The sequence below is a fragment of the Sphingomonas sp. DBB INV C78 genome (assembly GCF_042693015.1).
Lineage (GTDB): Bacteria > Pseudomonadota > Alphaproteobacteria > Sphingomonadales > Sphingomonadaceae > Sphingomonas_E.
The window spans coordinates 2,462,014-2,485,770 of the sequence record NZ_CP170544.1 but is presented as its reverse complement, the minus strand read 5'-3'; the positions used below and the strand labels follow the sequence as shown (position 1 = coordinate 2,485,770).

The 23,757-nt window shown below is 64.0% G+C and carries 23 protein-coding genes and 1 pseudogene; 11 read left to right on the top strand and 13 right to left on the bottom strand.

The window, feature by feature from the left end; genetic code table 11:
• Positions 1–8: 8 nt before the first annotated feature.
• On the bottom strand, positions 9–914 hold the full coding sequence (locus tag ACFB49_RS11735; protein WP_380879626.1) for an alpha/beta hydrolase: 906 nt from the start codon (positions 912–914) through the stop codon (positions 9–11).
• 196 nt (positions 915–1,110) lie between these two features.
• On the opposite strand from ACFB49_RS11735, the gene ACFB49_RS11730 reads away from it, so the two are divergent.
• Together ACFB49_RS11730 and ACFB49_RS11725 are read left to right on the top strand one after the other, a co-directional pair.
• A complete protein-coding gene (locus ACFB49_RS11730) occupies positions 1,111–2,292 on the top strand; it encodes a DUF1214 domain-containing protein (protein ID WP_380879624.1) in 1,182 nt (393 codons plus the stop codon).
• Positions 2,293–2,402: 110 nt separating this feature from the next.
• On the top strand, positions 2,403–3,623 hold the full coding sequence (locus ACFB49_RS11725) for a cytochrome P450 (protein WP_232455641.1): 1,221 nt from the start codon (positions 2,403–2,405) through the stop codon (positions 3,621–3,623).
• A gap of 18 nt (positions 3,624–3,641) precedes the next feature.
• On the opposite strand, the gene ACFB49_RS11720 is transcribed toward ACFB49_RS11725, so the two are convergent.
• The gene (locus ACFB49_RS11720; protein ID WP_380879622.1) at positions 3,642–4,079 is read right to left on the bottom strand and encodes a nuclear transport factor 2 family protein; all 438 of its coding nucleotides are present in this window, start codon (positions 4,077–4,079) and stop codon (positions 3,642–3,644) included.
• Positions 4,080–4,218: 139 nt separating this feature from the next.
• Between ACFB49_RS11720 and ACFB49_RS11715 the strand changes: the two genes are divergently transcribed.
• From ACFB49_RS11715 to ACFB49_RS11690, 6 genes are all read left to right on the top strand, one after another.
• Positions 4,219–5,298 carry a TIGR03857 family LLM class F420-dependent oxidoreductase gene (locus ACFB49_RS11715; RefSeq protein WP_380879620.1) on the top strand — a complete coding sequence of 360 codons (1,080 nt, stop codon included), beginning with the start codon at positions 4,219–4,221 and terminating at the stop codon, positions 5,296–5,298.
• On the top strand, positions 5,298–6,422 hold the full coding sequence (locus ACFB49_RS11710; RefSeq protein ID WP_380879619.1) for a phosphotransferase family protein: 1,125 nt from the start codon (positions 5,298–5,300) through the stop codon (positions 6,420–6,422). The genes ACFB49_RS11715 and ACFB49_RS11710 overlap by 1 nt, the downstream gene beginning before the upstream one ends.
• A gap of 116 nt (positions 6,423–6,538) precedes the next feature.
• Positions 6,539–7,735 (top strand): sulfotransferase family protein, encoded by a 1,197-nt coding sequence (locus ACFB49_RS11705; RefSeq protein ID WP_380879618.1) that lies wholly within the window; start codon positions 6,539–6,541, stop codon positions 7,733–7,735.
• Positions 7,732–8,511 carry an SDR family NAD(P)-dependent oxidoreductase gene (locus ACFB49_RS11700; RefSeq protein WP_380879616.1) on the top strand — a complete coding sequence of 260 codons (780 nt, stop codon included), beginning with the start codon at positions 7,732–7,734 and terminating at the stop codon, positions 8,509–8,511. The genes ACFB49_RS11705 and ACFB49_RS11700 overlap by 4 nt, the downstream gene beginning before the upstream one ends.
• Positions 8,508–9,785 carry a hypothetical protein gene (locus ACFB49_RS11695; RefSeq protein ID WP_380879614.1) on the top strand — a complete coding sequence of 426 codons (1,278 nt, stop codon included), beginning with the start codon at positions 8,508–8,510 and terminating at the stop codon, positions 9,783–9,785. Before ACFB49_RS11700 ends, ACFB49_RS11695 begins: the two co-directional genes overlap by 4 nt.
• A gap of 1 nt (position 9,786) precedes the next feature.
• Positions 9,787–10,317 carry a VOC family protein gene (locus ACFB49_RS11690; protein ID WP_380879612.1) on the top strand — a complete coding sequence of 177 codons (531 nt, stop codon included), beginning with the start codon at positions 9,787–9,789 and terminating at the stop codon, positions 10,315–10,317.
• On the opposite strand, the gene ACFB49_RS11685 is transcribed toward ACFB49_RS11690, so the two are convergent.
• The 3 genes from ACFB49_RS11685 to ACFB49_RS11675 are packed head-to-tail and all read right to left on the bottom strand — an operon-like array spanning position 10,314 to position 12,092.
• Positions 10,314–11,108 carry an SDR family NAD(P)-dependent oxidoreductase gene (locus ACFB49_RS11685; protein ID WP_380879610.1) on the bottom strand — a complete coding sequence of 265 codons (795 nt, stop codon included), beginning with the start codon at positions 11,106–11,108 and terminating at the stop codon, positions 10,314–10,316. The two genes, ACFB49_RS11690 and ACFB49_RS11685, sit on opposite strands and share 4 nt — an antisense overlap.
• An 18-nt stretch (positions 11,109–11,126) precedes the next feature.
• Positions 11,127–11,750: a TetR/AcrR family transcriptional regulator gene (locus ACFB49_RS11680; RefSeq protein WP_010124707.1), complete on the bottom strand. Its 624-nt coding sequence runs from the start codon at positions 11,748–11,750 to the stop codon at positions 11,127–11,129.
• Positions 11,751–11,807: 57 nt separating this feature from the next.
• Positions 11,808–12,092 carry a hypothetical protein gene (locus ACFB49_RS11675; RefSeq protein WP_232455640.1) on the bottom strand — a complete coding sequence of 95 codons (285 nt, stop codon included), beginning with the start codon at positions 12,090–12,092 and terminating at the stop codon, positions 11,808–11,810.
• A gap of 268 nt (positions 12,093–12,360) precedes the next feature.
• Between ACFB49_RS11675 and ACFB49_RS11670 the strand changes: the two genes are divergently transcribed.
• Positions 12,361–13,677, top strand: a complete 1,317-nt coding sequence (locus tag ACFB49_RS11670; RefSeq protein WP_380879607.1) for a spinster family MFS transporter — start codon at positions 12,361–12,363, stop codon at positions 13,675–13,677.
• Between the two features lies 1 nt (position 13,678).
• Here ACFB49_RS11670 and ACFB49_RS11665 read toward each other — a convergent pair.
• Positions 13,679–14,661 (bottom strand): annotated as a pseudogene (locus tag ACFB49_RS11665) (aldo/keto reductase).
• Between the two features lie 252 nt (positions 14,662–14,913).
• Here ACFB49_RS11665 and ACFB49_RS11660 point away from each other — a divergent pair.
• Together ACFB49_RS11660 and ACFB49_RS11655 are read left to right on the top strand one after the other, a co-directional pair.
• Positions 14,914–15,723, top strand: a complete 810-nt coding sequence (locus tag ACFB49_RS11660) for an SDR family NAD(P)-dependent oxidoreductase (protein ID WP_380879605.1) — start codon at positions 14,914–14,916, stop codon at positions 15,721–15,723.
• Between the two features lie 23 nt (positions 15,724–15,746).
• Positions 15,747–16,175: a nuclear transport factor 2 family protein gene (locus ACFB49_RS11655; RefSeq protein ID WP_380879603.1), complete on the top strand. Its 429-nt coding sequence runs from the start codon at positions 15,747–15,749 to the stop codon at positions 16,173–16,175.
• Between the two features lie 23 nt (positions 16,176–16,198).
• On the opposite strand, the gene ACFB49_RS11650 is transcribed toward ACFB49_RS11655, so the two are convergent.
• From ACFB49_RS11650 to ACFB49_RS11620, 7 genes are all read right to left on the bottom strand, one after another.
• A complete protein-coding gene (locus tag ACFB49_RS11650) occupies positions 16,199–16,975 on the bottom strand; it encodes an SDR family NAD(P)-dependent oxidoreductase (RefSeq protein ID WP_380879601.1) in 777 nt (258 codons plus the stop codon).
• On the bottom strand, positions 16,972–18,645 hold the full coding sequence (locus ACFB49_RS11645) for an FAD-dependent oxidoreductase (RefSeq protein ID WP_380879599.1): 1,674 nt from the start codon (positions 18,643–18,645) through the stop codon (positions 16,972–16,974). Before ACFB49_RS11645 ends, ACFB49_RS11650 begins: the two co-directional genes overlap by 4 nt.
• Before the next feature lie 120 nt (positions 18,646–18,765).
• Positions 18,766–19,986, bottom strand: a complete 1,221-nt coding sequence (locus ACFB49_RS11640) for a cytochrome P450 (RefSeq protein WP_380879597.1) — start codon at positions 19,984–19,986, stop codon at positions 18,766–18,768.
• Between the two features lie 48 nt (positions 19,987–20,034).
• Positions 20,035–21,198: an acyl-CoA dehydrogenase family protein gene (locus ACFB49_RS11635; protein ID WP_380879595.1), complete on the bottom strand. Its 1,164-nt coding sequence runs from the start codon at positions 21,196–21,198 to the stop codon at positions 20,035–20,037.
• An 11-nt stretch (positions 21,199–21,209) separates the two neighbouring features.
• Positions 21,210–21,932, bottom strand: a complete 723-nt coding sequence (locus ACFB49_RS11630; protein ID WP_380879593.1) for a GntR family transcriptional regulator — start codon at positions 21,930–21,932, stop codon at positions 21,210–21,212.
• 86 nt (positions 21,933–22,018) lie between these two features.
• The gene (locus ACFB49_RS11625) at positions 22,019–23,374 is read right to left on the bottom strand and encodes a phosphotransferase family protein (RefSeq protein WP_380879591.1); all 1,356 of its coding nucleotides are present in this window, start codon (positions 23,372–23,374) and stop codon (positions 22,019–22,021) included.
• A 24-nt stretch (positions 23,375–23,398) separates the two neighbouring features.
• Positions 23,399–23,752, bottom strand: a complete 354-nt coding sequence (locus ACFB49_RS11620; protein ID WP_380879589.1) for a hypothetical protein — start codon at positions 23,750–23,752, stop codon at positions 23,399–23,401.
• Positions 23,753–23,757: the final 5 nt, after the last annotated feature.

Here is a 23,757-nt window from a genome sequence, read left to right as displayed (position 1 = left end):
GCGCGCGGTCAGGCCGGCGTCGAGGCGATCCACCGGTCGAGTCGCTCCCAATGCTCCCGGCGCGTCGTTGCGAAATTCTGGCAGTGGGCAGCACCTTCGAGGACGCTGAGGGTGACATCCTTGCTGCCCTTGAAATAGGCTACCTCGCCCCACGGGTCGGGACTTGTGTCGACGATGCTATGGAGCACGAAGACCGGCGTGGCGATCGCAGCTGACGCATCATGGACGATCTGTGGCGTCAGCGCATCGCGCGCGAGGCACGACGGTGTCGGCGTACCCGCCGCCTCATCGGCCGCGACAATGTCTGCGGGTACGTCGGGCAGATAGAAGAGGCCCCGCATCTGCTCGCGCGGCGTCGGGATATAGCCTTCGGTGAGCAAAGTCTGCGACAGGGTCGCGACGTCGGTATCGCCCAGCACCATCGGCTGATTGGCCCATCCCAGCACCGCGACCCGGTGCATAGCCGGAAAGGCGGCCGCCTGGGTAATGACCATCATTCCGCCGATGCTGTGGCCGACGCCGGTCACCGAGACGCGTTGCGCCCGCGCGTGCGTGCCGTCGCCAAGCATCCGGACGGTTTCGGCGAGCGCATGGGCATTGGCGGCCGCGATCCTCGCGCGGGTCAGCTTGCTTTCGCGCTCCGGTGTCGAGCTGTCACCCATTCCGAGATGGTCCAGCGCCAGCACCACCTTGCCGCGATCGGTAAAGAAGCGCGAGAAGCTATACCCATCGTCCTCTCCGAAGGTGGGGTGCCAATAGCTCCGCCGATAGCCACCGCCATGAAGGGCAAGAATGAGGTCGACCGGATCCCCATCGGCAATTCCGTCGGGCAAGTGAAGCGTGCCCGCGACATGAACCGGCTCGTCGATCCCGGTTGCCGCGGTGACGTCGAATTTGAGGTCCAGTGAGCGCATCGGCAAAATTTCCTCATTCTGAGCCGGTGACGGCTTTGCAGGCCGACTAACAGCGTGAACCTGTCCCCGGACAGGATCATCATTGGCGCGCCCGCGATAGTCTTGGCAGTGGCCGTGTATCGAAGCGCCTACTTCAGCCTGTCCCAATGTCTATGGTGGGCCCGAACGAGCTCGACATGGCACGAGGGAGAAAGAGATGGCCGCGATGAACTGGGAAGAGTTGATCGACCAGTTGCGCCCGCTTGGCGAGATGATGCGCAACCGCGTGCCGGAAGCCCTGCGCAACGATCCTCATGTCATGCAGGAGTCGGTACGCCTCCTGCTCTACGGGCTGATGCGCGCGACAACCGATGCGGTCATCGGCGACCGCAATCACCCGATCTTCGTTCCCGAGCTCAATATCGCCCAGAATATCTTCCAGCCCAACGCCGATACCATCTACAAGACGGCGATGATCGGCCGGGGCGGCACCTATCGCCTGCGCGGCGACAGGGGCACCGTCCGGATGCTCATCCTCGCCCAGATGGGACCCGATACATTGAGAACCGGCCAGCATCATCCGGTGCTCGGTCAGCTCGATTTCGACGACCTGACGCTCGATGATCAGGGGCGCTTCGACGTGGTGATCTCGCCCGAACGACCCGCCGGTCATGCCGGCGACTGGCATGAGCTGCACGCCGAGGCGGAAAAGTTCATGGTGCGGATCGTGGGGTGCGACTGGGGCCGGGAGCGCGAGCCGCGCCTTTCGATCGATCGTCTGGACGTGGCGCCAGCGAAGGGTCGCGTCCCGCTCGAAGATCTCGCGTTCCGCCTGTCGGAGATCCCCGCGATCACGCGCAATTGCGCGCTCGCCTTTCCGCCCAAGGTCCAGCAGTTGCGCGACGAGGGACTCATCAACGCGCTCAAGGTTGTCGATTTCTCCCAGATGAGCGGGCTGTCGCGCCAATCCTATTATGAAGGCGCCTATGATCTTGGCGACGATGAGGCGCTGATCACCGAGGTCAAAATCCCTGAGTCCGTCGGCTACTGGTCGCTGATCCTGACCAATGAGCTTTATGAAACGACCGACTGGTACAATAACCAGAGCAGCCTGAACGACAGCCAGGCCATCGTCGATGCCGACGGCGTGTTCCGGGCCGTGATCAGCGCCCGCGATCCGGGCGTGCACAACTGGCTCGACACTTCGGGCTATCCGCGTGGGGCCGTGCAAGGTCGCTGGTTCGACACCGACGAGCGGCCGACGCCGACGATCCGCAAGGTGAAGGTCGATGCCGTGCGGGAAGCACTTCCCGCCGGTACAAGGCTGGTCTCCGCCGGGGAGCGAGAGAAGGCGCTGCGCGACAGGCGAAGCGCCGCCCAGTTGCGAACGATCTGGTGAGACGTTTGTCCGGTCGTGCCGTTTGAGCGCGCCGCCTGTCTTTGGTCAGGGTATCGCCCGCCCGGATCCTGTTAGACAATTGGCAGCGAATCTGACTCAGGAGCTTGATGATGGCGACCGCCCCCGAACTGACCGTGCCGGCCCATGTGCCGCCGGAACTGGTGTTCACGCTGCCGCTTTATGCGCGCAAGCGGGTCTACGAGAATCCGCAGGAAACCTTGATCCCTGAGATGCACGCGACGCTGCCGCCGATCGCCTACGTCACCAACATCTTTCCGGGTGACCAGCCGGGATGGCTCCTGAAGCGCGCCGAGGACGTGCAGGAGATGCTGCGCGACGCGGACAATTTCACCAAGAAGGGCATGGGCAAATGGGCCCAGAATATCGGCGAGGACTGGCTGGTGATCCCGACCGAGGCCGACCCGCCCGTTCACACCGAATATCGCAAGGCTCTGAACGCACATTTCTCGCCGCAGAAGATGTTCGCGCTCAAGGACCAGATCCGCGAGCGTGCGCGCGGGCTCGTCGCCGCGTTCAAGGACAAGGGGCATTGCGATTTCATCGAGGAGTTCTCGGAAAAATATCCGATCAACATCGTCCTCGACCTGCTTGGACTGCCCCAGGAGCGGATGCCGGAGTTCCTGAAATGGGAAAAGGACATGCTCCACACCAACGACTGGCAGGTCCGCGGCGATGCGGTGCGAGCGGTCAAGAATTATCTGCTCGAGGAGATCGAGAGCCGTCGCCAGGCCCCGCGCGACGATTATATCACGAAGGTCCTCAGCTTCGAGATGCAGGAACGGCTATGGACCAATGACGAGGTCCTCGGTCATTGCTTCAATCTTTATATCGGGGGGCTCGACACGGTAACATCGCTCCTCGGGAACATATTCCAGTTCCTGGCGACCCATGCGGACCACCAGAACCGGCTTCGCGCCGACCCGTCCCAGATCGTCCTGGCGGTGGAGGAATTCCTCCGCGCCTTCGCGCCGGTCACTGCCTTCCGCATCGCGTCGCGTGAAATCGAGATCTGCGGACAAAAGGTCATGCCGGGCGAATATGTCGCTGTGGCGACGCCGGTCACGGGTCGCGATCCGACCTTCTATCCCGAGCCGCAGGAGGTCCGTTTCGACCGAAAGGCGGCGCACATGTCGCTCGGCAGCGGGATTCACAAGTGCCTTGGGATGCATTTGGCTCGGCTGGAACTCCAGATCGCCGTCGAGGAGTTCGTGACGACGCTCCCCGAGTTCCGCATCAAGGATGGCTTCCAGGTGCCATTCTTCGTCGGCAACATTCTCCACGTCCCCGACCTGCACCTGCAGTGGGACTGAGGGGCGCTGCCCCGACTTTCAGCTGTGCATATCGACATGGAGGCGGGTCAGCTTCAGCGAAGCGATCCGCCATCCATCGCTCTCGCGGACATAATGCTCGTGATAGTGGCCGTAGCCCGTGATCGAGCGGACGCCCGGAATCGGTGACATGCCTTCGTTCCAGACGACGCGATCCTGCATCGCCCAGATGATGTCGCAAGCATCGTCGGAGACGAGCGTTATTTCGGGCGTATGGACCTGATGCGCGGACCGGGCGTGGATGACCGCGGCGCGAATCTGTTCGATAAGCGCGTCGCGTCCGACAAAGGGCTCCATGCCGGTGTCTTCGCGGACGTCGAGGATTGCGTCGGCCGTGAACAGACCTGCGAGGCCATCCCAGTCCTTGGTGTCGAGGAATCGGCAATAGCGCGCCTTCACGCAGCGAATGTCCTCGTAGATCTCGGCTCTGCTCGTCATCTGGATCCCTCGTCTGCCACCCGATGTCGATCGCCATTGTCCTTCCGGTCGAGACGCTTCTACCCTGCCTTCGGGCAGGTCAGTGCTAATGGCCGGCGAGGGAGAAGGGGCTATAGCCCCGTCCAGAGGATGCGATTTGATGACCGTTGAGGAAGCCGGCGCCGCGGCGCTGTTCGAGAAGTTCGGCACCTATATCCTGCCCGGCCGGGTCAGCGATCCGCGCCGCGGTATCGAGGAAGCACTCGAAGCCGAGCGGATCGGCCTTGGTGCGGTCTGGATCTCCGAGCGGTTCGCCCTGAAGGAGCCCGCCGTGCTCGCCGGCGCCGTCAGCGAGGCAACGTCGAGGATCCGCATCAGCGGCACGATGTACGCGACGATGCGGCATCCGATCGTGACGGCAAGCGTCGCCAACATGATGCAGGCGATGAGTGGCGACCGCTTCCGACTGATGTTCGCCCGGGCCGTTCCCGCCTATATGAAGATGCTCGGCGCGCCCGCGATCACGATGGAGCGACTGGCAGACGTCATCTCGATCGTGCGGCGCCTCTGGGCGGGCGAGACGGTCGATTATGAAGGCGTGATGGGCAAGTTTCCCATGCTGAAGCTGACCGACCGGCATGAAGGTCCGCCGCCGCCGATCATCTTCACTGCCATCGGCCCCAAGTCGCTCGAATTTGCCGGCGAGCATTGCGATGGCGTGCTGCTGCATCCGTTCGTGTCGGCGCAAGGGGTCGCCAACAGCATGAAGATCGTGCGCGAGGCGGCCGAGAAAGCCGGCCGGGATCCGATGTCGGTTCGGATCTATCACAATATCATCGTCGCGCCCGATCTGCCGAAGGATGAAGAGGAAGCGGTCGTCGGTGGACGCGCGATCACTTATTTCGAATTGCCGGGCTTCGGCGACCTGATCGTCGACATCAATGGTTGGGACAAGAAGGTGCTCGAGGCGATCCGGGCGCACCCCAAGATCGCCGGGCTCAATGGCAAGCCCGCCGACCAGGCCTATACGCGCCAGGAACTGGTCGATGTCAGCCGTCTGATCCCGCAGGCCTGGCTCGACGAGGGCGCTGCCGTCGGCACGGCCGCGCAATGTGCAACGAAGCTCATGGACTTTCTCGATGCCGGCGCCGACGAGATCCTCCTCCACGGCTCGGCGCCGAAGGACATGGGACCTTTGACCACCGAACTCAAGCGCGTGCTAGGCGCGAGGGCCGGTTGATGGCGGCGGTCGCACTCCAGCACGTCACGGTCACCCTGCGGGACTGGTTCGAGGCAAATGTCGGAGGCTGGCGCGATGTCGAGGTCAGGCCGCACGATGTCGAGCTGGGGGCGGGTTTCTCCGCCGAGATATTCTTCGTCGACGTGACCTATATCGATCGAGACGGTCCTCAGGCGCGCACGCTGGTCGTGCGACGCCAGCCCACCGATTTCGAGGTGGTTCTGGGAAGCAGCCTTGCGCTCCAGGGCAAGATGATGGCCGCGCTCGATGCCTGGGGCGGCGTACCCGTTCCGCCATGGATCGGCATGGAGCTCGATACCAGCGTCCTCGGCCTGCCGTTCCTCGTGATGGGCAAGGTCGACGGGCAGTGCGCGACGCAACGCCCGAACTATAATGTCGATGGCTGGCTCAAGGATATGGAGCCAGCCGGCCGCGCCCGGTCGTTTCGCAACGCGATCCACGCCTTTGCGAACCTGTCGAAGATCGACTGGAAGCAGGGTTTCGACTTCCTGGCCCGGAACGAATGGGGCAAGCCTGGCGTCGACCAGTATGTCGGCCATCTCGTCGCCTGGCATGCCGGCTGCGCAAAAGGCAGGTCGATGCGCTATATCGATGCGGCGCTCGACCATATCCAGCGCCACAAGCCCCTCCACGCCCCGGTCAACGTGCTATGGGGCGATGCGACGCCCTCCAATGTGATGTTCGATGCGAGCGGCGAGGTGCAGGCGCTGATCGACTGGGAGCTTGCAGCCCTTGGTCCGGCCGAACTCGATCTTGCCTGGTGGCTCTATTTCGACGACCTGTTCAGCCGCCGCTTTGGCATCGAGCGCCTGCCGGGTCTGCCGACGCGGGACGAGACCATCGCGATTTGGGAGGCGGCGGTCGGAAGGAAGGCCGAGAATCTCGAATATTATGATGTCGTCGTGGCGCTCAGGATGGCGCTCGTGGCGGTCGGGGCATTCGACCGGCAAGTTTCAGTGGGCAACATCAAGGCCGATAACAAATCGATCGATGCCAACCTCATGACGCTCTATCTGGCCGAGCGGCTCGGTATGGAGCCCCCGGAGTTCGGACCGGACTTCTATGCCTTCATGAGCAACCTGACCCCGGTCGAAGAGAAATAACGTCCGCCACGTCGACGCGGGCGTCGCCCGCTTGACGGTCCTTGCGCTCAATAAATATACACTGTGGATATAGTGGCGGCGTCACGCTGCAGGGACATTTCGGGAGAGGGTGTCAGATGACGGGACTTCCAGGCTTTCCAGGCGTCGATGCGCTGATCGAGGAAGCGAAGCTCGCCACCGGCCTGGAGGACCTCGGACCCGATTTGAGCTTCATGGAAGGCCTGCATCAGCTCGTCGCCGCCGTTGCGACGATGGAGGCGCCGGACCATCTCCGGTCGGCCCTGCATGCCAAGATCGTCGGGCTGTTGTCCGCACGCTTCCATTATGTCGAGGATGCGAAATGCCATCCAGAAATCCTTGCCCGGGATGTCGGTGACCCGCTGATCGTCTGCGGACTGCCGCGGACGGGAACGACGATCGTCTATGATCTTCTCTGCCTCGATCCCGCCGCGCGCGCACCGCGCGAGTGGGAATGGTACATCCCCTGGCCCGCCCCCGAGATCGCCACGTTCGACAGCGATCCCCGCATCGCCCAGGTGCAGTCGATCTACGAGAACTGGTTGAAGCATGCGCCGCAGCTCGCCGACATCCAGCGGATGGACTGTACCCAGCCCGGCGAATGCAATCATGGCATGATGCTCCATTTCGGCAGCACCAATTTCCCCGCCGAATTCGGCGTGCCGGCCTTTGCCGAGTGGCTCCAGGCCAATCCGCCCGAAGGCCAGTATCGCACGCACAAGCGCATGCTCCAGCAATTCCAGTGGAAGGGGCCTCGGGGACGCTGGACGCTCAAATCACCCCAGCACCTCTTCGACCTGCCCGGTCTCGTCGACGCCTATCCCGGAGCCATGCTCGTCTGGACCCATCGCGATCCGGTGCTCACCTTCTCTTCGCTTGCGAGCATGATCGCGGGCTTTCTCGCCGCCTTCGGTGCAGACAAGGATCTTCATGCGATCGGGCGATCCGTGTTTGAGATGTGGAGCGCGGGTATGCAGCGTGCGACCCGCGCACGTCTCGATCATCCCGACATCGAGGCTCGCATCATCGACCTCGCTCACAAGGATGTCGTCGCCGATCCCAAGGGCACGGTGACCCGCATCTACGAGCGGTTTTCCCTGCCGTTCGGCGAGGAACATGGACGGCGGATCACGCAGTTCCTCACCGACAATCCTGCTGCCGGCCGCCTCGGCAAGCATCGGCACAGTCCCGAGCAGTTCGGCATCGACGTGGCCGAAGTCCATGAGCGGCTCGCCGATTATTATGATCGTTTCGGCCACCTGCTCGGCCGCCCCCTCACCAAGGAACCAGCATGAGCGTATTCGACCGCTTCCGCCTCGACGGCCGCACGGCCATCCTCACCGGCGTCGGTCCGGGCGTCGGCGACCATGTCGCCAGGGCCTATGCCGAGCTCGGTGCCAATGTCGTGGTGTCGGCCCGCTCGGTCGACCGGCTCGAACGGATCGCGGCCGAGATCAATGCGGGAAAGGGGGGCAGGGCAATCGCGGTGGCCGCCGATGCGGGCGAGAAATCCGATCTCGTCGGCCTTGTCGCGGCTGCCCGCAAGGCCTTTGGTCCGATCCATATCGTCTTCAACAATGCGGCCGCCGGGATCGTCTACGGCAAGGACGGCAAGGGCATCTGGGACAATGACGATGCGGTGTGGAAGACCGCGCTCGACGTCAATCTGATGGCGACCTGGCGGCTTGCCGAGCTCACCACCGAAGACATGCAGGCCCATGGCAAGGGCAGCATCATCTCGGTCCAGAGCTGCGGCGGCTTCACGCCCATTCCACCGGCGATAGCCTATGGCGTGAGCAAGGCGGCGCTCGCCTTCCTGACCCGCTCGCTGGCAAAGGCGCTGGCGCCGCACACGCGCGTCAATGCGCTCTGCGTCGGGTCGATGAGCCCGGACGGACAGGAAGCCGAGATCCATCGCGGCCTTGGCCTTGCCGAGCGCAATGCCATCAAGCGTTTCGGCGCGGCCGACGAGGCCGTCGGTGCCGCGATCCTGCTGGCGGGCGACGGCTCGAGCTATTCGACCGGCAGCACCATCTTCACCGAAGGCGGTCGCGTCGGAACGATCTCATGAGCGCCAATCCGCTCCACACGGCCGACCAGCGCGCAGCCGAAACATTGGCGCTGCGGCTGATTGAGCGCGCAGACGTGCGAGCAGCACGCGAGCGCGCCCGGCGCGTCCTGCTGGCGGATGCGGTTGCCGCGTCACTCGATGGGCGCATCCTGCTCGATCGCGCGCTCGATCAATGGGTGCTCGCCCTTGCGATGCGCGAAGCCAATGGCGACGTCGCCGATCCGCGGGTCGTCTGGAACGTCAGCAATGCGCCCAGGCCCTGGTTCGACCATGTCTATCCGGGAGCCGCCGTCGCGATCGACAATCCCGACAATTTCAATCGGGAGATCCCGATCGCGGGCGAGGGCCGCTACGAGATCGCGATCCGGTTTTCGGAGGATCCGCCCCAGTTCAGCATCGTCATCGAGATGGAGCCCGATCATCATGCCGGACTTGGCCGGAACATCGGGGCTTTCACGCTTCAGGACCTGCTGGCCGGAGCCGACGCGGATCGCCGGGTCATCGTCACGGTCGGCCCCGACGATAATGGCGCGGGTCCCTTTCATTTCCGGACAGAGCCCGGACGCATCCAGATCTACACCCGCGACAGCCAGGCGGACTGGTCGCAGGTCCCGGCCGAGGTCAGCGTGCGGCGGCTCGATCCGCCGACGGGCTGGCAGCCGCGCAGCGAGGACGAGATTGCCACGACGGTCATCGCCGACATGCCCGCCTGGGTGCATTTCTGGGCCGGGTTCAAGGACGATTTTCTTGGATATCCCGAACCCAACCGGCTCGTCGGGCCCAATGGACGCGATGGCGGGTGGGGTTATCTGGCGGGCGGGCGATTCCGCCTTGCCGGAAACGAGGCCCTTGTCCTGACGCTCGACCCGGCCGGCTCTTATTATACGGGCTTCCAGGTGTCGGATCCGTGGACGATCTCGCCCGATCCGATGCATCGGACCGTCAGCCTCAACAAGGCCCAGACGGCCCTCAATCCCGATGGCACGGCGACCTTCGTGCTGTCCCCGGTTGACCCCGGCATTGCCAACTGGATCGATACGGTATCGCTGGCGGAAGGGTGGATGATGGTTCGCTGGCAGGGTGTCCCGGCTGGCGCCGATCCGGCGACCTTTATTCGCGATGTTCGCCTCGTTGCCGCCGATGCGCTGGATCAGGTACTGGCGGCCGGCGCGCCGCGGATCGAGATCGCCGGGCGTCGTCGGCAGATCGCCGAACGGGCCAGACTGCATGCGGCGAGGACCTGCGACGCGGCGTGGGCGAGACGGGAGGATTGAGATGCAACCGGACGGCGCGATTCTCGAACTTTGCCAGGTCGTGACCGACATCGACCGCGCGCTCGAGCATTGGACCAGGGTGATCGGGGCAGGGCCCTTCTTCGTCTTCGACGTACCGGTGCTGCCCGGGCAGCTCTATCGGGGACAGCCGACTGAGGTCTCGATGCGGGTCGCCTTCGGCTTTTCCGGCGGCCTGCTCATCGAACTGCTCCAGCAGACCAACGATAGGCCGTCGGTGTTCGGGGAGATGCTCGATGCCCATGGTGAGGGCTATCATCATGTGATGCTGCGCATCGCCTATGACCAAGGGGTCGAGCGGTTGTCGGGTCACGGCTACGAGATCGCCTTCAGCGGGCAGATGCCGTCAGGTGAGCGCTTCTGCCTCTTCGACACGCGTTCGGGCAATGGCGGCTATGTCGAGCTCATGGAGATTTCGCCGGCCATGGAGGACTCCCTTCGCCGCATGCACGCTGCTCATCTCGACTGGGATGGTGTGACTGCGCCGGTCCGCAGCATGGCGGACCTGCGCTAGAGCTTGGACCCGCCCACTTTGGCGAAGAAGGCCCGCATGTCGGCGAAGGTCGGCTGATGTGCGGTAAAGCCGCCGTCGACCGGAATCGCTGCGCCGGTGATGAAGGATGCGTCGTCGGAGGCCAGGAAGGCGACGACATCCGCAATATTCTCGGGCGTGCCGAGCTCGGGCAGAAGATGCTGGGCCGCGATCAGGTCCTTGATCTCCTGGGGGGTCGTCGCGATCGCCACGGGCGTCAGCACGAAGCCGATGATGATGACGTTCGAGCGAATCTTTTCGCGACCATATTGGGTGGCGATGAAGCGGCTGAGGTTGATCAATGCCGCCTTTGAGGCGCCATATGCCGTCAGTGTCGATTCTCCCAGCTGCCCGAAGCCCGACGAAGAGTGGATGATCGATCCGCCGCCTCCGGCAATCATGTGCGGAATGGCGTGCTTGCAAAGCAGCATCGGGCCCCTTGCATTCACGGCCATGGCGGCATCCCAGACCTCGGCATCGAGCTGGACAACGTCGAGGTCGCGCTGGCGCTGCGCCTCGCTCTGGAGGGCCGCATTGTTGTGGACGATATCGATCCGCCCGAAGCGGGCCATCACCCGATCGATGAAGGCTGCGATCGACCCTTCGTCCGTGAGGTCGAAGGCCTCGTTCACTGCGCCGTCGAGCTGCGGCTCCTGGAGATCCGCGGCAATGACCTTTGCGCCGTCGCGTCCGAGCCGCGCCGCCGTGGCGGCGCCAATGCCGCCTCCGGCGCCGGTGACGATCGCGACGCGGCCATCCAGCCTGTCTGTCATAAGGGCATCCTGTCCTGTTCAGTCACGGCGGTCGGTTGCCGCCTTTTCAATCGCGTCGAGCAGCATGTCCGTGCTGCGCGCAAAGGCTGCCTCGACCCGCTCTCGTCGAACCGCGAGCTGGGCATCGGCGGCGGGCAGGCTTTCGGCAATGACGACATTGCCCAGCACGACGACCGAGAAAAGGATCAGCATCTCTTCGCACTGCCGCTCGTCGAGCCCCGCCTGTCCGAGGGCTGCGAAGATTGCCTGGCGAATTTTGAGGGCATGAGGCTGGTCAAGGCGGTTGGCGCTCCTGCCGAGGATGAAACCTGCCGATCCCGGTACGTCGCGATAGGCGACATGGACGGCCGCGACGATGCGGCGCAACCTCGTCTGCCAATCCCCTGAAGTCAGATCGGGCATCCGCGCCCGCAGGATCTCGTCCGTCAGCAGGCCGAGCATTTCCTCCTTGTCGCGGACATGAAGGTAGATGAGGCGGGGAGAAACGCCGAGCGCCTGCGCAACCGCCCGGATGCTCAGGGCCTCGATACCCCGGGCGTGCGCCATCTCCACCAATGTATCCGTCAGGCGCTTCCGGTCGAGCGCGGGGCCTTCGACCAGGGGCCTGCGACCGCGACGGCCGGGGGAAGCTGTGACTGCCATGGCTCGCGTCCTAGCATGATCGCGGGCCCGGGCCACAGGTTCCCCCATGCCCCGGTGCTACATCTTCTTGAGCACGTCGTTGGTCAGGCTCGTCTTCAGATGATCGCCATCGGCGGCAAGCGAGTTCGCCGGGATGGTGATGAACTTGCCCCGATAGACGATGCGCGCGCCCGTCACCGCACCGCTCGAATCCTCGACCAGCTTGTCGATGCGACCAATCTTGGTGCCATCGGCGGAATAGACCGTGGCGCGCGCCTTGATGGCCGGGGCTTCGGTCTGTGCAAAGGCGGGGGCCTGCAACGCGGTTGCGGCGACTACCGCCAAAATCATCGGAAATTTCATCAGTTTCACCATTTGCGAGAGGTGGATTCGACGTCGGTCAAATTGGCGCCATTTTCAAGACAAAAATGAACAGATTAGTTAGAAGTTGTATAAAGTGTATCAAATAGCAGCGCTTGCCTTTTCCGTTCGTCAATGATTCCTGCCCCGACTCCGGCGTCGAGCATGAGCCGCCTATCCCTCGGAAGGCGCGGAGCGATGGCCGGGTGGCTTGATCGCAAACGGGCACTTCTCCAACAGGTCTGGCGGGTGCGGCAGGGAAGGGTGAGGCATGAGTGGGGCATTCAGCACCAGGGATCGATGGTTCCTCCTGATCCTCGGCCTGATTTACATGTTCAACTTCATCGACAGGACGATCATTTCCGTCCTCGGTGAGGCGATCCGCAAGGACCTCGCACTGAGTGATCTCCAGCTCGGTCTGATGGGTGGGCTCGCTTTCTCATTCTTCTACGCCGCGCTCGGCATTCCGCTGGCCCGGCTTGCCGAACGGCACAATCGCGTCCGTATCATTGCGGCGGTCACGGCCTTGTGGTCGCTCATGACGATGCTGTGCGGTGCCGCAGGCAGCTTTGTGCAGCTGCTCCTTTGCCGGATGGGTGTCGGAGTCGGCGAGGCGGGCTTCACGCCTGCGCTCGTCTCAATGATCTCGGATCGCTTTGCACCTGGGCGCCGCGCCTTCGTCTTTTCGGTCATCGCCGTCGGCGTGCCACTTGGCGGCGCCATCGCCGCGGTGGCCGGTGGCGCCATCGCGCAAACCTTTGGCTGGCGTCTCGCTTTCGCGGTCGTCGGCTTGCCGGGGCTGTTGCTCGCTTTGTTATTGTATCTGACCGTGCCCGAGCCCCCGCGGGACAGCGCCGGGGATGTCGCACCTTCGTTCGGCGCCGTTCTCAGGCGGCTGGGGCGTTCGCCGGCTTTCCTCCACCTGACCTTCGGCAGCGGCATGGTCGGACTTGTCGGCTTTGGCCTGAACCTGTTCCTGATCCCGCTTCTGGTCCGCCGGCACGGCATGGACCTTTCGCAAGCGGGCCTCGCCTTTGCTTTGTCCTTCAGCCTGGCCACAGCCTTGGGCACGCTGGTCGGCGGGCATCTTGCCGACCGTCTCGGGCGGCGCGACATACGCTGGTATGGCTGGACGCCGGCGCTCCTCCTGTGCCTGGGCCTGCCGCTCTACGTCGCAGCCATCTACCAGGACGACTGGCGCCTTTTGATGGGGCTCCTTTTCCTGGCGACAGCCTGTCTCTACGCATTCCTGCCGACGATCATGACGGTAACGCAGACGCTCGTGGAACCGCGGATGCGCGCATCGGCCGCCGCCATTCACAGCTTCGGCCAGACCGTCATGGGGCTGGGCCTGGGGTCCGTGCTGCTTGGTTATCTGAGCGACAGGCTCGCCGCTGCCGCCTTCGCCGGGAATTATGCTGAGACCTGCCTCGGCATGAAGGGCCATGCCCTTCTATCGCCTGCCTGCCATGAAGCTTCGGCGGTCGGACTTCAGCGCGCGATGATCGCGATCGCCGCCTTCCTCCTGCTTTCGATCGCCAGTTATCTGGCGGCGGCGCGCAACCTGCCGCGTGAGGTCACCCAATAGGTCAGGCAGGCGAGCTTAGTCCCGCGACCTTCGTACCCGCCGTAAGGCCCTCGATGATGTGCCCGCCCTTCAGGAAGTCGTGGGGAAAGCCGAGGTCGATGGCGGTCGCCTGGTTGAGCCGGGCCAGCTGGGCCTGATCGAGCGAAATGGCGAGAGCGCCGAGATTGTCCTCAAGCTGGCGGAAGGTCCTTGCACCGATCACCGGAGCGGTGACTGCCGAATGGTTGAAGGTCCATCCGATAGCTACCTGCGCCGACGTCGCTCCGATTTCGTCGGCGATGGCCTGGACGGTGTCCGCGACGGTGATGGACCCGGCGTTGATCCGTCCGACCGAATTGATAAGCGTGCCGCGGCCGCCTTCTTCTCCGGCGGGCATGGTTGCTCCGGTCGCATATTTGCCGGACAGCACGCCACTGCCGAGCGGCGACCAGGGCAGGACGCCGATCCCCATGGCCAGAGCCGCGGGCAACAGCTCGCGTTCGGCCGCCCTTTGCAGCAGATTATATTCGACCTGCATTCCGATGAAGCGCGGCCAGGCCCGAAGCTCTGCGAGCGTCTGCATCCGCGCCACCTGCCAGGCCGGCGTATCGGAAATGCCGGCATAGAGGATCTTGCCCTGCGGATCAGGTCGTCGAACCCCTGCAGGATCTCATCGGCCGGTGTCGTGTCGTCCCAGACATGCAGATAGAGCAGGTCGATATAATCGGTACCGAGGCGCGTCAGGCTGGATTCCACCGACGCGATCAGGCTCTTGCGGCCGTTTCCGGCCGCGTTCGGATCGCCATTCTCCACGGCCAGCGAATATTTGGTCGACAGGACAAGCCGCTGGCGCTTGGTACTCGCGAAGGCGCTGGTCAGCGCTTCGGACTGGCCTCGGGCATAATAGCCGGCCGTGTCTATGAAGTTGCCGCCACGATCGACATAGGCATCGAAGACGCGGCGCGATTCTGCTTCGCCGGCACCCCATGTCTCACCGAAGGTCATTGTGCCAAGGCACAATGGCGAGACACGCAGACCAGACCGTCCAAGCAGCCGATAATGGTCCAGAGAAAGCCCGTCGCCCATCGCGCGCATCCTTTTTTGCCCAGGAGGTGGTCATCCTGGAGGCAAATGCGATCGTGACCTTCCGGACGGCGGGCCGGCACGTTGGACGGTGCGTCCAATTAAGCTGCTTGCGCACCCGCCGGTGACAGCGTTGCTTGGCTCGATCAGGAGCGGGCCGGAAGAGGGTGTGCAATGAACCGATTGGCCGACAAGGTCAGCATCATCACGGGAGCTGGCAGTGGCATCGGCCGGGCAAGTGCCGGGATGTTCGCGAAGGAGGGTGCGACCGTCATCGTCACCGACATCCATGAGGATGCCGCCGATGCCGTCGCCCGCGAGATCGTCGCGGCCGGAGGCAGAGCGACTGCCATGAAGGTCGACGTCGGTGAAGAGCGCGACCTCGAGGCGATGATCGAGACGGTCATCGCCGCCCATGGCCGGATCGACGTCCTCTATAATAACGCCTTGTTCGTGAACAAGGATTTCGTGATGCGGGATCTCGACTTCCTGAAGTTCGACCCGGAAGTCTTCTACGCCAATATGCGCGTCAACGTGCTGGGCGGCGTGCTCGCCAGCAAGCTGGCGATCCCGCACATGCTGAAACAGGGCGGCGGATCGATCCTGTTCACCTCGTCGGGCAGTTCGCTTGGCGGGGACGTCACCGCCTATAGCTATGGCCCGTCCAAGGCGGCGCTCAACTGGTTCGTCCAGGCGATCGGGGCAACCTTCGGCAAGCAGGGTATCCGCAGCAACGCGATCCTGCCGGGGCCGACCCAGACGCCTTCGAAAAAGGCATGGTCGACGCCGGAAATGGATGCGGCCTTTCTCGAGATACTGAACGTGCCATTCATTGGCGAGCCCGAGGACATAGCGGCGATGGCCGTCTTCTTGGCGTCCGACGAATCCCGCTACGTCAACGGTATGCTCTACTCGGTGGACGGTGGCCTGAGCTGCACCGTCCCCTTTGTCGGGGTCACCCGCAAGATGCTGGCCGGATCCTGAAACACAGAAGAGAGGAATGAGAGATGGGCCGGAAGCAGGAGGAACTTGTCCGCGAATTTTGTGCGGCGTGGGGTGACGGCAGTCTGGAGACCAAGCCGGACGTCGAAAAGATCCTGTCGATGATGGCCGAGGATGCCGAATGGCAATTATGGGTGCCGGGCGGGCCGATCGTCAAAGGCAAGGCGGCGCTGCGCGAGGAGATCGAGCGGCAGAAGCGGATTGCAACCAACAACAAGTGCAATGAGGTCAATATCCTGTCGAGCGACGTCATGGTCATGCAGGAGCGATCGGATACCGCGATGATCCTGGGCAAGCCCTGCCCCCACCAGATGGTCGCGATCTATGAATTCGACGAGCAGGGCCTGATCAGCCGCTGGCGCGAATATCTCGACATGGCCGACCTCACCCGCAAGATGGGGGTCGACGAGACCTTTGCCGGAACCGGCGGCTAGGCGCCGCGGGCGCCCGGCACGCTTCAGCTCTGGGCCGTCCAGCCGCCGTCGACCGGCAGGATGTGCCCCGTCACCATCGCGGCAGCGTCCGAACATAGCCACATGATCGCCTCGGCCTGCTCGGCCGGCGCGATGGTCCGGCGGATGGGCTGATGGGCGAGCAGATCGTCGATCACCATCTGGCCGATCTCCGGACCTGCCTTGTTATAGGCCTGCGTCGGCGTCACGCCCGGGGCGATGCAGTTCACCCGGACGCCGCGGTCGGCATAATTGACCGCGGCAAATTTGGTGAGGCGGACGACGCCCGCCTTGGAAGCGGCGTAGGCGGCGCCCGATACGCCGACATGGAGGAGGGCGGCAAGCGACGTCACATTAGCGATGGCACCGCCCCCATGCTCGATCATGTGGGCGATCTCATGCTTGAGGCTGAGGAAGACGCTGCGCAGGCTGACCGCCATGGTGTGCTCCCAGGCATCGAGCGTCTGGAGATGAAATTCCGGGCCGCCGGCGCCAGGATGGGCATCGCCCACGACATTGGCGGCCAAATGCAGGCCGCCGAGCGTCTCGACCGTCTTGGCCACGAGCGCCTCGACATCCGCTTCGACGGTCGCATCCGCCGCCAGGAAATGCGCGTCATGGCCCGCGGACTTCAGACGTTCCGCCATGGCTTCTCCGGCGTCCCTGTTGATGTCGGAGAGCATGACGCGCGCGCCATGCCTGGCAAAAGCTTCGGCCGTCGCCGCACCGATGCCCGCGGCGGCCGCCGTTACCAGCGCGACCCGTCCTTCGAACCACGTCATGCCGGAACCCCTTGCGTGTCCGTTGGTGCGTCGGCGCGGCGCGTGCGTACCATGTCGAGCGCCGCCAGATAGCCGTAAAGAAGGCCGCGCGTGTTCGCGATGCCGCTATTGTAGCCGCCACCAATGTCGAGCCAGGCGGCCGAGTTGCCCGCGGCATAAAGTCCTGGAACGGGCAGGCCATCGGCTGCGAGGACGCGGGCATCGATGTCGATGGGAAGGCCCGCTGTCGGCACGCCCATCGTCACCCGCTCGATCTTCACCGCATGGAAAGGTGCTTTCTCCAGCGGCGCCATATTGGGATTGGGAAGTCGCGGGTCTCCGGTCATGATCCGTCCCCACGGCACCGAGCCGCGCGCGAAATCATGGTCGACCCCGTCTTCGCAAAACCGGTTGAAGCGGGCCACGGTAGCCTCAAGGCCCACTGCGTCGATTCCCGTCGCCACCGCCAGCTCGCCAAGGGTTGCCGCCGTCACCCCCATGCCTTCGGACATCGGCTGGCCGGGCCAGCCCGGCAGCATGCCATATTTGTCCAGCATGTTCTGGTCGAAGACGATCCAAGCCGGCCAATTGGGCTGACCCTGTTGCTGCCCGTCGAAGCGCGCAACCTTGGTGGCGACATCGGGATAGAAGGCATCATTGGCGAAGCGATGACCGGTGGCGTTGACCGCGATGCAATGCGGCGCGCCCGGCAGCCACATGCGATAGGATGGCTCGCCATAGACGGTCTCCGCCGGCACCTTGTAGCCGACGAAGATCGGGCTTTGCGACGGAGCGCGGGCGGGCACGGGGATCACGCCCGCCTTGGCCGCCATGACAATATGGTCGCCGGATATGGTGGGCGGAGCCATGCTGCCGGCCGCGGGCAAGGCATCGAATGCCCGGACATAGTCGGCCTTCCAGTCATAGCCGCCGGTCGCGAGCACCACACCCGATCGCGCGCGAATTCGGTGGGTGCCCTTGGCATCGCGCACGATGACCCCGGCAACCTTGCCATCATCGAGCACCAGATCGATCACTTCGGTCGATGTCCGCATCTCGACGCCCCGATCGCGCGCGGCGAGCACCTGCGCGGCCGCGAGACCCGCCCCGGCGCACCGTTCGCCTGCTTCAACGTGGCGCAGGAGGCAGACGCCCACAGGCGTCCCGCCTTTCTGCATCTCGACCCACTCATTGGAGGTGGTGAAACTGTAGCCGTCGCCATATGGCGAGGTCAGGACCTTGTCGGCCCAGTCGCCCAGTCTGTCGGCCGGAAAGGGCAGAACCTCGACATAGCGCCCTTCGGCCTGTGACCCGGAAACGGCCGGGAAATAATAGTCGGGAAGCCCGCGGACGACGGCCATCTCGACGTCAAGAACATCGGTTAGGTAGCGGAGCGCCTCGGGCGCCCGTCTGATGAAATTGGCCCGGCGCTCGGGCGTGGCAAAACCCTGGGACAGGTGACCGAGATAGGCCTCGGCCGCCGCCTCGGTATCCGCGATGCCGGCCGCTTCAGCCAGATGGTTGGGCCCGAGCCACAGCTGCCCCGACGACAAGGCTGATACGCCGCCGAGAAGTTCATATTTTTCCAGCACGATCGCGCGAGCACCATGCTCGGCCGCTGTCAGCGCTGCGGTCAGGCCTCCAAGCCCGGATCCCACGCAGACAATATCGAAATCCAGGTCCCATTGCATCGGCATCGCTCCAGTCGGGGAGGGTCTTTTGCCTCCCCCTCCGGGGTTCCGGACCTATCGCTCTCTAGGGTGCGCGGTTCGCTATGGGGCGCTGACCCGCACCCCCACCGGTTCCGTCGATCAGGGTTTCCAGACCAGCGGCAGCGCCACCGGCTGGATCATCCCCATATGGCTCACGACGACATGTCCCTCCGGCAGGTGGAATTCCGGGATGAGGGCAAGGAACTCCTCCATGGCGATCCGCATCTCGCGACGCGCAAGGTGCATGCCGAGACAGATGTGCGGCCCGAAGCCGAAGCTCACATGGCGGGGCCTGCGATCGAAGCGGACGGCGGCGGGGTCCGGGAACTCGGCCGGATCGCGGCCGCCGAGAGTCGTGCTCATCGCCACCTTGTCGCCTGGCAGGAAGCGCACGCCATTCAGTTCCGTTTCCTTGATGCAGGTGCGGAACGTCGTCACCGCCGGATAGGCGCGCATCATCTCCTCGATGGCATTGGGTATGAGGGCCGGACTGGCGCGAAGCAGCGCCTGGTCGTCCGGATGCTCGGCGAGATGCCGGAAATGGAGGCCCATGTTGGTCGAGACGGTGTCCAGCCCGCCAATGAAAAGGTTGAAGCAGAAGCCCATCAGCTCGTCTTCGGTGAGCGAGCGGCCCTCGACCTGTGCCTGGACGCCCCAGCTGATCAGGTCTTCTGTCGGATTGCGCCGCCGGTCCTCGATCTCGCCCCGCAGATAGTCGACGACGCTGCGGGTGGCAGCGGCGATCTTGCCGAGGTCATGATTGTGGAGGAGGTTCATCTCCCAGTCGAGGAACTCGCTGGTCTTGTCATGGGGCAGGCCCATCAGTTCCATGAAGACCTTGATCGGGAATTCGAAGGCGAAGTCCGCCATGAACTCGCATTCGCCTTTGGTCTGGAACGCGAGGATATAATCGCGCGCATAAGCACGGATCCGGTCCTCCAGAGCCGCCATTGCCTTTGGCGTAAAGAGCGGGTTGACCATGCTGCGATAGAGCCCGTGCATCGGCGGGTCATGCTCGGCCGGCAGGTTGTTCCAGGTCTCGCCGATCAGCTTGGAAAAGGGCGAGAAGTCCTTGCTCGAGAAATGCTCCGTATCGAAATAGATCTTGCGCAGATCGGCCATCCGCCGGGGCACCCATGCAGGCGTGCCGCCGGGATAGGCGTGCATCGCGTAAATGATGTCCGGCCCTTCATGCACGGAGTCGGCCAGGTCGTTGAACGGGTCCTTGTCGGTCGTCAGCCCGAACACGAACGGGAAGGGCTGAACGAGTTCGGCTGGCACATGGTCGGGCTTTGGAAGCACCGGGAATTCGAATCCCATTTCACTCTCCATGGATGAAGGCTTGCTGGTCGGCGAAGGCGACCAGCATCAGAAGGATCGGGGCAGCCCGAGGGATTCGGCGATGCCGTTGCGGACCATTTCGTTGGTGATGGGGCCGATCCGCCACAGGCGGGAATCGCGCCAGTAGCGCTGCATGTCGGTTTCCGCCGAATAGCCCATGCCGCCCATGATCTGAATGCCCATGTCGGCCGCCGCATTGGCATTCTCCGAAGCCATGAGCTTGAGCATGTTCGCCTCGACACCGACATTCTCGCCGCGGCTCTGCTTGCCTGCGCAGAAATGCAGCATCAGCTCGGTGGTCTTCTGCATTGTCGCGATGTCGGCGACATAATGCTGCAGGGCCTGGAAGCGGCCGATGATACCGCCGAAGGCCTTGCGTTGCTGCATATAGTCGACCGCGTCTTCGAGGACGCCGTCGATGACGCCGAGACAGAAGGCGCCGACCATGATCCGCTCGTTATTGAGCGTGGGCAAAAGCATGTACCAGGCCTTGTGCGGCTCACCGAGGACCAGGTCGTCCGGCACGAACACATTGTCGAGATGGATCGAGCACGACCCCATCGAGCGCATGCCGAGCTTGGCGAGCGGCGTGACCTTCACGCCATCGGTCGTAGTCGGCACCCAGAAGAGCGTCAGGCCCTGATGTTTTTTTTCGGCGGTCTTGTCGCTCCGGGCGATGAGCAGGAGATAATCGGCGACATGGGCCGACGAACTCCAGATCTTCTCGCCGTTCAGCACCCAGCCGCCCTCGACACGCTCCGCGGTCGTCTGCATCGAGCCGAGGAGATCGGTGCCGCCGGCCGGTTCGGTGAAGGCGATCGCCGCCTTGAGCCGCCCATTGGCGATCTCGGGCAGGAACTTCGCCTTCTGCTCGGCCGTGCCATAGAGGCCGATCGACTTGGACCCCGCGAACGAGGTGATGCCCCAGATCCATGCGAGGCCGCCAAGTGTCCGCGCGAGCTCGCGCGCGAGCAGCATCTGGGTGACAACGTCGCCGCCCTGGCCCCCATAATCCTCGGAGATGCCGACACCGTGTAGGCCCGCTTCGGTCAGCTTGTCCCACAGGACGAAAGGATAATTATGCTCGTCCTTCTCGAGCATGCGCGCCCAGTCCTTGGGGGCCTCCTTGTCGACCCAGCGGCGGACCATGTCGCGGAACGCGCGATATTCCTCGGGTAGTTCGAAATCCATGCTGGCCTCTTCTAGTTGACCGGTCGGAGGGGAGTGGGACGGACCGATTGTCCGGGAGCGTGCTGCGCCATGACGATCAGACGCGCGGACAGCTGGTCGAGGCGCGCAAGCAGGTCGGCCGTGTCGCCTCGTCTGAAAGCGGCGAGCATGGCCTCATGATGACGCAGGCCCTTCAAGGACAGGGTCGAGCGGCCATGAAGGAGAATGAAGCGGGCGATCAGCGATCGCCGGTCGAGCGTGGAACGCAGCAACTCGCTGTTGGCCGACGCCGATATGAATACCGTGTGGAAATCGTGGCCCGCGCCGATGATTGCGGGAAAATCGGCCGCATCGAGTGCTGCGCGATAGCGGCCTATGGCGGCTTCGAGCAGGCGAATTTGCTCGACGCCGACCTTCGAGAGGCCCCAGACATAGCCGAGCCGCCACAATTCGGTCTGGACCCGGAACAGGTCGAGGGTCGCGGGAAAATCGATCGGAGTCACTCGCTTCAGGCGATGGGCCTGGATCTCGACGATCCCTTCGGAGGCGAGCTCGCCCAGCGCCTCGCGGACCGGTGTCGCGCTGACACCGAGACTTCGGGCGAGAGCCGTCTCTCGGAGCAGCGTACCGGGTGCGATCTCCGCGGAAACAATGGCGTCGCGCAATTTGTCGACGACCGCCTGGCGGAGCGTGGAGGGCGAGGCCAGGCGTCCGACAAAGGCCTCACCGGCTCCGATTTCACGAACGCTCGTCATGCCACCTCACAGCATCACCAGTGCGGCGATGTTCGTGACGCCATATTCTATAGAATGTGGCACGCCGGTCCTGCCGGCCGATAGGGTCAGCGTGTCGGCGGCAGGCAGACGTGGGATGCGGACTGGCCGATCCGGGTCGGGCTGAACAGCAGCATGCGACGGGCTTCGATCGCGCCGAACAGTCGCAGCAGCCGCTCGTCCTGGTCCGGCCCGGCGTCGAGCACAAAGGTCTCGAGTGCCGTTTCCGCCTCGAACCACGAGCCAAAATCCCGTCCCAGAAGCGCGCCGACGTCGGCGAGATTGCGCGCGGCGACTTCTGCGCCCATCGCGTCGCTGCGGGCGACCCATTCGAGCAACTGGACGGCAAAATCCTTGCCCGACCTGTCCATCTCGGAAGCGCCTTCGATGCCGGCCACGGTATCCGCGAGCTTGGCGATCAGGGCTTCATTGTCACCGGATCGCGGCGTGAGTGGCGGCTCTTCCTCCAGCGTGACGCCGGTCAGCGCGGCCATGGCGAGCAGGATCGTCTGGCGCAGCGCGAGGTCGAACTCGAGATAGACGGCATGCGGATCGCCGGGCCGAGGCTCGCCGACCGTGCCGGCAAACTGCATCGTGCCGAGCGTCGCGAACTGAAGCGTGTGATAGTCGATGACCGCGTGATCCACCCTCTGGCCGCTGAAGGCCTCATAGTGCCCGCAGAGCGTGCGCAGCTCGTCGCCCAGCGGCTCGTAGCTGTCACGCATCCGCATGGTCGCGAGATCGACCATCGGGTCGCCGATCATGCTGAATTCGAAGTCGTAGAGGCCGGTCATGCGGCCATCTTCGAACAGGAACTGGCCGGAATCGAACTGGATGAAGGAAGGAATGCTCCGATGACGCGGGACGTTTCGCCGGATCCAGCCAATGACGAACTCGAGCATCGGTTCGGGCTTGCTCTTGGTCCGGCGATAGTGCGGCAGATAGGCATTGAGTCCGGCCAGTGCGATGGCTTCCGCGCCCTCGGGGACGGCAATGCCCTTTTCGGCAAACGCCTCGACCGGTACCTGATGCATCGCGACCACCGCGGCCATATAGTCGCGCGCGATCGCCTGGCGCTGGCTGTCGCTGGCAGCGTCCGCCACGTTGCGGCTGCCGGGCAGGGCATCCATCAGGATCGCCGGCGGGTCCGCGCAATAGCCATGGATGCGCGGCACGGGAATGCCATGGTCGCCTAGCACACTCATGACATCGGCTTCGCGCTTCAGTTCGGGAAAGATCGAGACATCGCCCTCGCGGTCACCGCGAAGGTGAAGATGCAGGATTTCGCCGTCGCGCTCGACATCGACGAACCAGGCGGGCCGCCAGCGCGTCTGCCGTTCCATGCGGATGATCCGGCCGCCCGTCTGCGCCTCGACGAAGGCCCGCATACGCTCCTCGCCGGCCGCGCCATAATCCGGGGTCATGCCTGATCCTCTCCGGTTGCTGTATCAGGCCTGGTGGAAATAGCGGATCTGCATCCGGCCATCCTCGAACTTGTAGGTCTCTATGCTCGGCATGCCGACATCGGTGTCGACGAAGCGGTTGTCGACATAGGTTGCCGCCTCATTGCCGTTGACGAGCAGCTGGAGAAGGTCTGTGCGGCACTTCCCGCCATATTGGGCGAACATCTCCTCCATCGCCTGCTCGCCGTCCTGGGGCAGGCGGCCGACATATTCGATCGTGAAGCCGTTGGGCGCCATGCGGCGAAAATATGCCATGAGCTCATCGCGCTTCTGGTCGTTCCAGAGCAGATATTGCTCGCGCAGGAAGGTCGCGATTTCGTCGCTCGACGGGTTGGCCATGTTGC

Excerpts from the sequence above, each read along its gene's own strand:
- ACFB49_RS11735 (WP_380879626.1), bottom strand. The coding sequence starts at position 914 with ATGCGCTCACTGGACCTCAAATTCGACGTCACCGCGGCAACCGGGATC.
- ACFB49_RS11730 (WP_380879624.1), top strand. The coding sequence starts at position 1,111 with ATGGCCGCGATGAACTGGGAAGAGTTGATCGACCAGTTGCGCCCGCTT.
- ACFB49_RS11725 (WP_232455641.1), top strand. The coding sequence starts at position 2,403 with ATGGCGACCGCCCCCGAACTGACCGTGCCGGCCCATGTGCCGCCGGAA.
- ACFB49_RS11720 (WP_380879622.1), bottom strand. The coding sequence starts at position 4,079 with ATGACGAGCAGAGCCGAGATCTACGAGGACATTCGCTGCGTGAAGGCG.
- ACFB49_RS11715 (WP_380879620.1), top strand. The coding sequence starts at position 4,219 with ATGACCGTTGAGGAAGCCGGCGCCGCGGCGCTGTTCGAGAAGTTCGGC.
- ACFB49_RS11710 (WP_380879619.1), top strand. The coding sequence starts at position 5,298 with ATGGCGGCGGTCGCACTCCAGCACGTCACGGTCACCCTGCGGGACTGG.
- ACFB49_RS11705 (WP_380879618.1), top strand. The coding sequence starts at position 6,539 with ATGACGGGACTTCCAGGCTTTCCAGGCGTCGATGCGCTGATCGAGGAA.
- ACFB49_RS11700 (WP_380879616.1), top strand. The coding sequence starts at position 7,732 with ATGAGCGTATTCGACCGCTTCCGCCTCGACGGCCGCACGGCCATCCTC.
- ACFB49_RS11695 (WP_380879614.1), top strand. The coding sequence starts at position 8,508 with ATGAGCGCCAATCCGCTCCACACGGCCGACCAGCGCGCAGCCGAAACA.
- ACFB49_RS11690 (WP_380879612.1), top strand. The coding sequence starts at position 9,787 with ATGCAACCGGACGGCGCGATTCTCGAACTTTGCCAGGTCGTGACCGAC.
- ACFB49_RS11685 (WP_380879610.1), bottom strand. The coding sequence starts at position 11,108 with ATGACAGACAGGCTGGATGGCCGCGTCGCGATCGTCACCGGCGCCGGA.
- ACFB49_RS11680 (WP_010124707.1), bottom strand. The coding sequence starts at position 11,750 with ATGGCAGTCACAGCTTCCCCCGGCCGTCGCGGTCGCAGGCCCCTGGTC.
- ACFB49_RS11675 (WP_232455640.1), bottom strand. The coding sequence starts at position 12,092 with ATGAAATTTCCGATGATTTTGGCGGTAGTCGCCGCAACCGCGTTGCAG.
- ACFB49_RS11670 (WP_380879607.1), top strand. The coding sequence starts at position 12,361 with ATGAGTGGGGCATTCAGCACCAGGGATCGATGGTTCCTCCTGATCCTC.
- ACFB49_RS11660 (WP_380879605.1), top strand. The coding sequence starts at position 14,914 with ATGAACCGATTGGCCGACAAGGTCAGCATCATCACGGGAGCTGGCAGT.
- ACFB49_RS11655 (WP_380879603.1), top strand. The coding sequence starts at position 15,747 with ATGGGCCGGAAGCAGGAGGAACTTGTCCGCGAATTTTGTGCGGCGTGG.
- ACFB49_RS11650 (WP_380879601.1), bottom strand. The coding sequence starts at position 16,975 with ATGACGTGGTTCGAAGGACGGGTCGCGCTGGTAACGGCGGCCGCCGCG.
- ACFB49_RS11645 (WP_380879599.1), bottom strand. The coding sequence starts at position 18,645 with ATGCAATGGGACCTGGATTTCGATATTGTCTGCGTGGGATCCGGGCTT.
- ACFB49_RS11640 (WP_380879597.1), bottom strand. The coding sequence starts at position 19,986 with ATGGGATTCGAATTCCCGGTGCTTCCAAAGCCCGACCATGTGCCAGCC.
- ACFB49_RS11635 (WP_380879595.1), bottom strand. The coding sequence starts at position 21,198 with ATGGATTTCGAACTACCCGAGGAATATCGCGCGTTCCGCGACATGGTC.
- ACFB49_RS11630 (WP_380879593.1), bottom strand. The coding sequence starts at position 21,932 with ATGACGAGCGTTCGTGAAATCGGAGCCGGTGAGGCCTTTGTCGGACGC.
- ACFB49_RS11625 (WP_380879591.1), bottom strand. The coding sequence starts at position 23,374 with ATGACCCCGGATTATGGCGCGGCCGGCGAGGAGCGTATGCGGGCCTTC.
- ACFB49_RS11620 (WP_380879589.1), bottom strand. The coding sequence starts at position 23,752 with ATGGCCAACCCGTCGAGCGACGAAATCGCGACCTTCCTGCGCGAGCAA.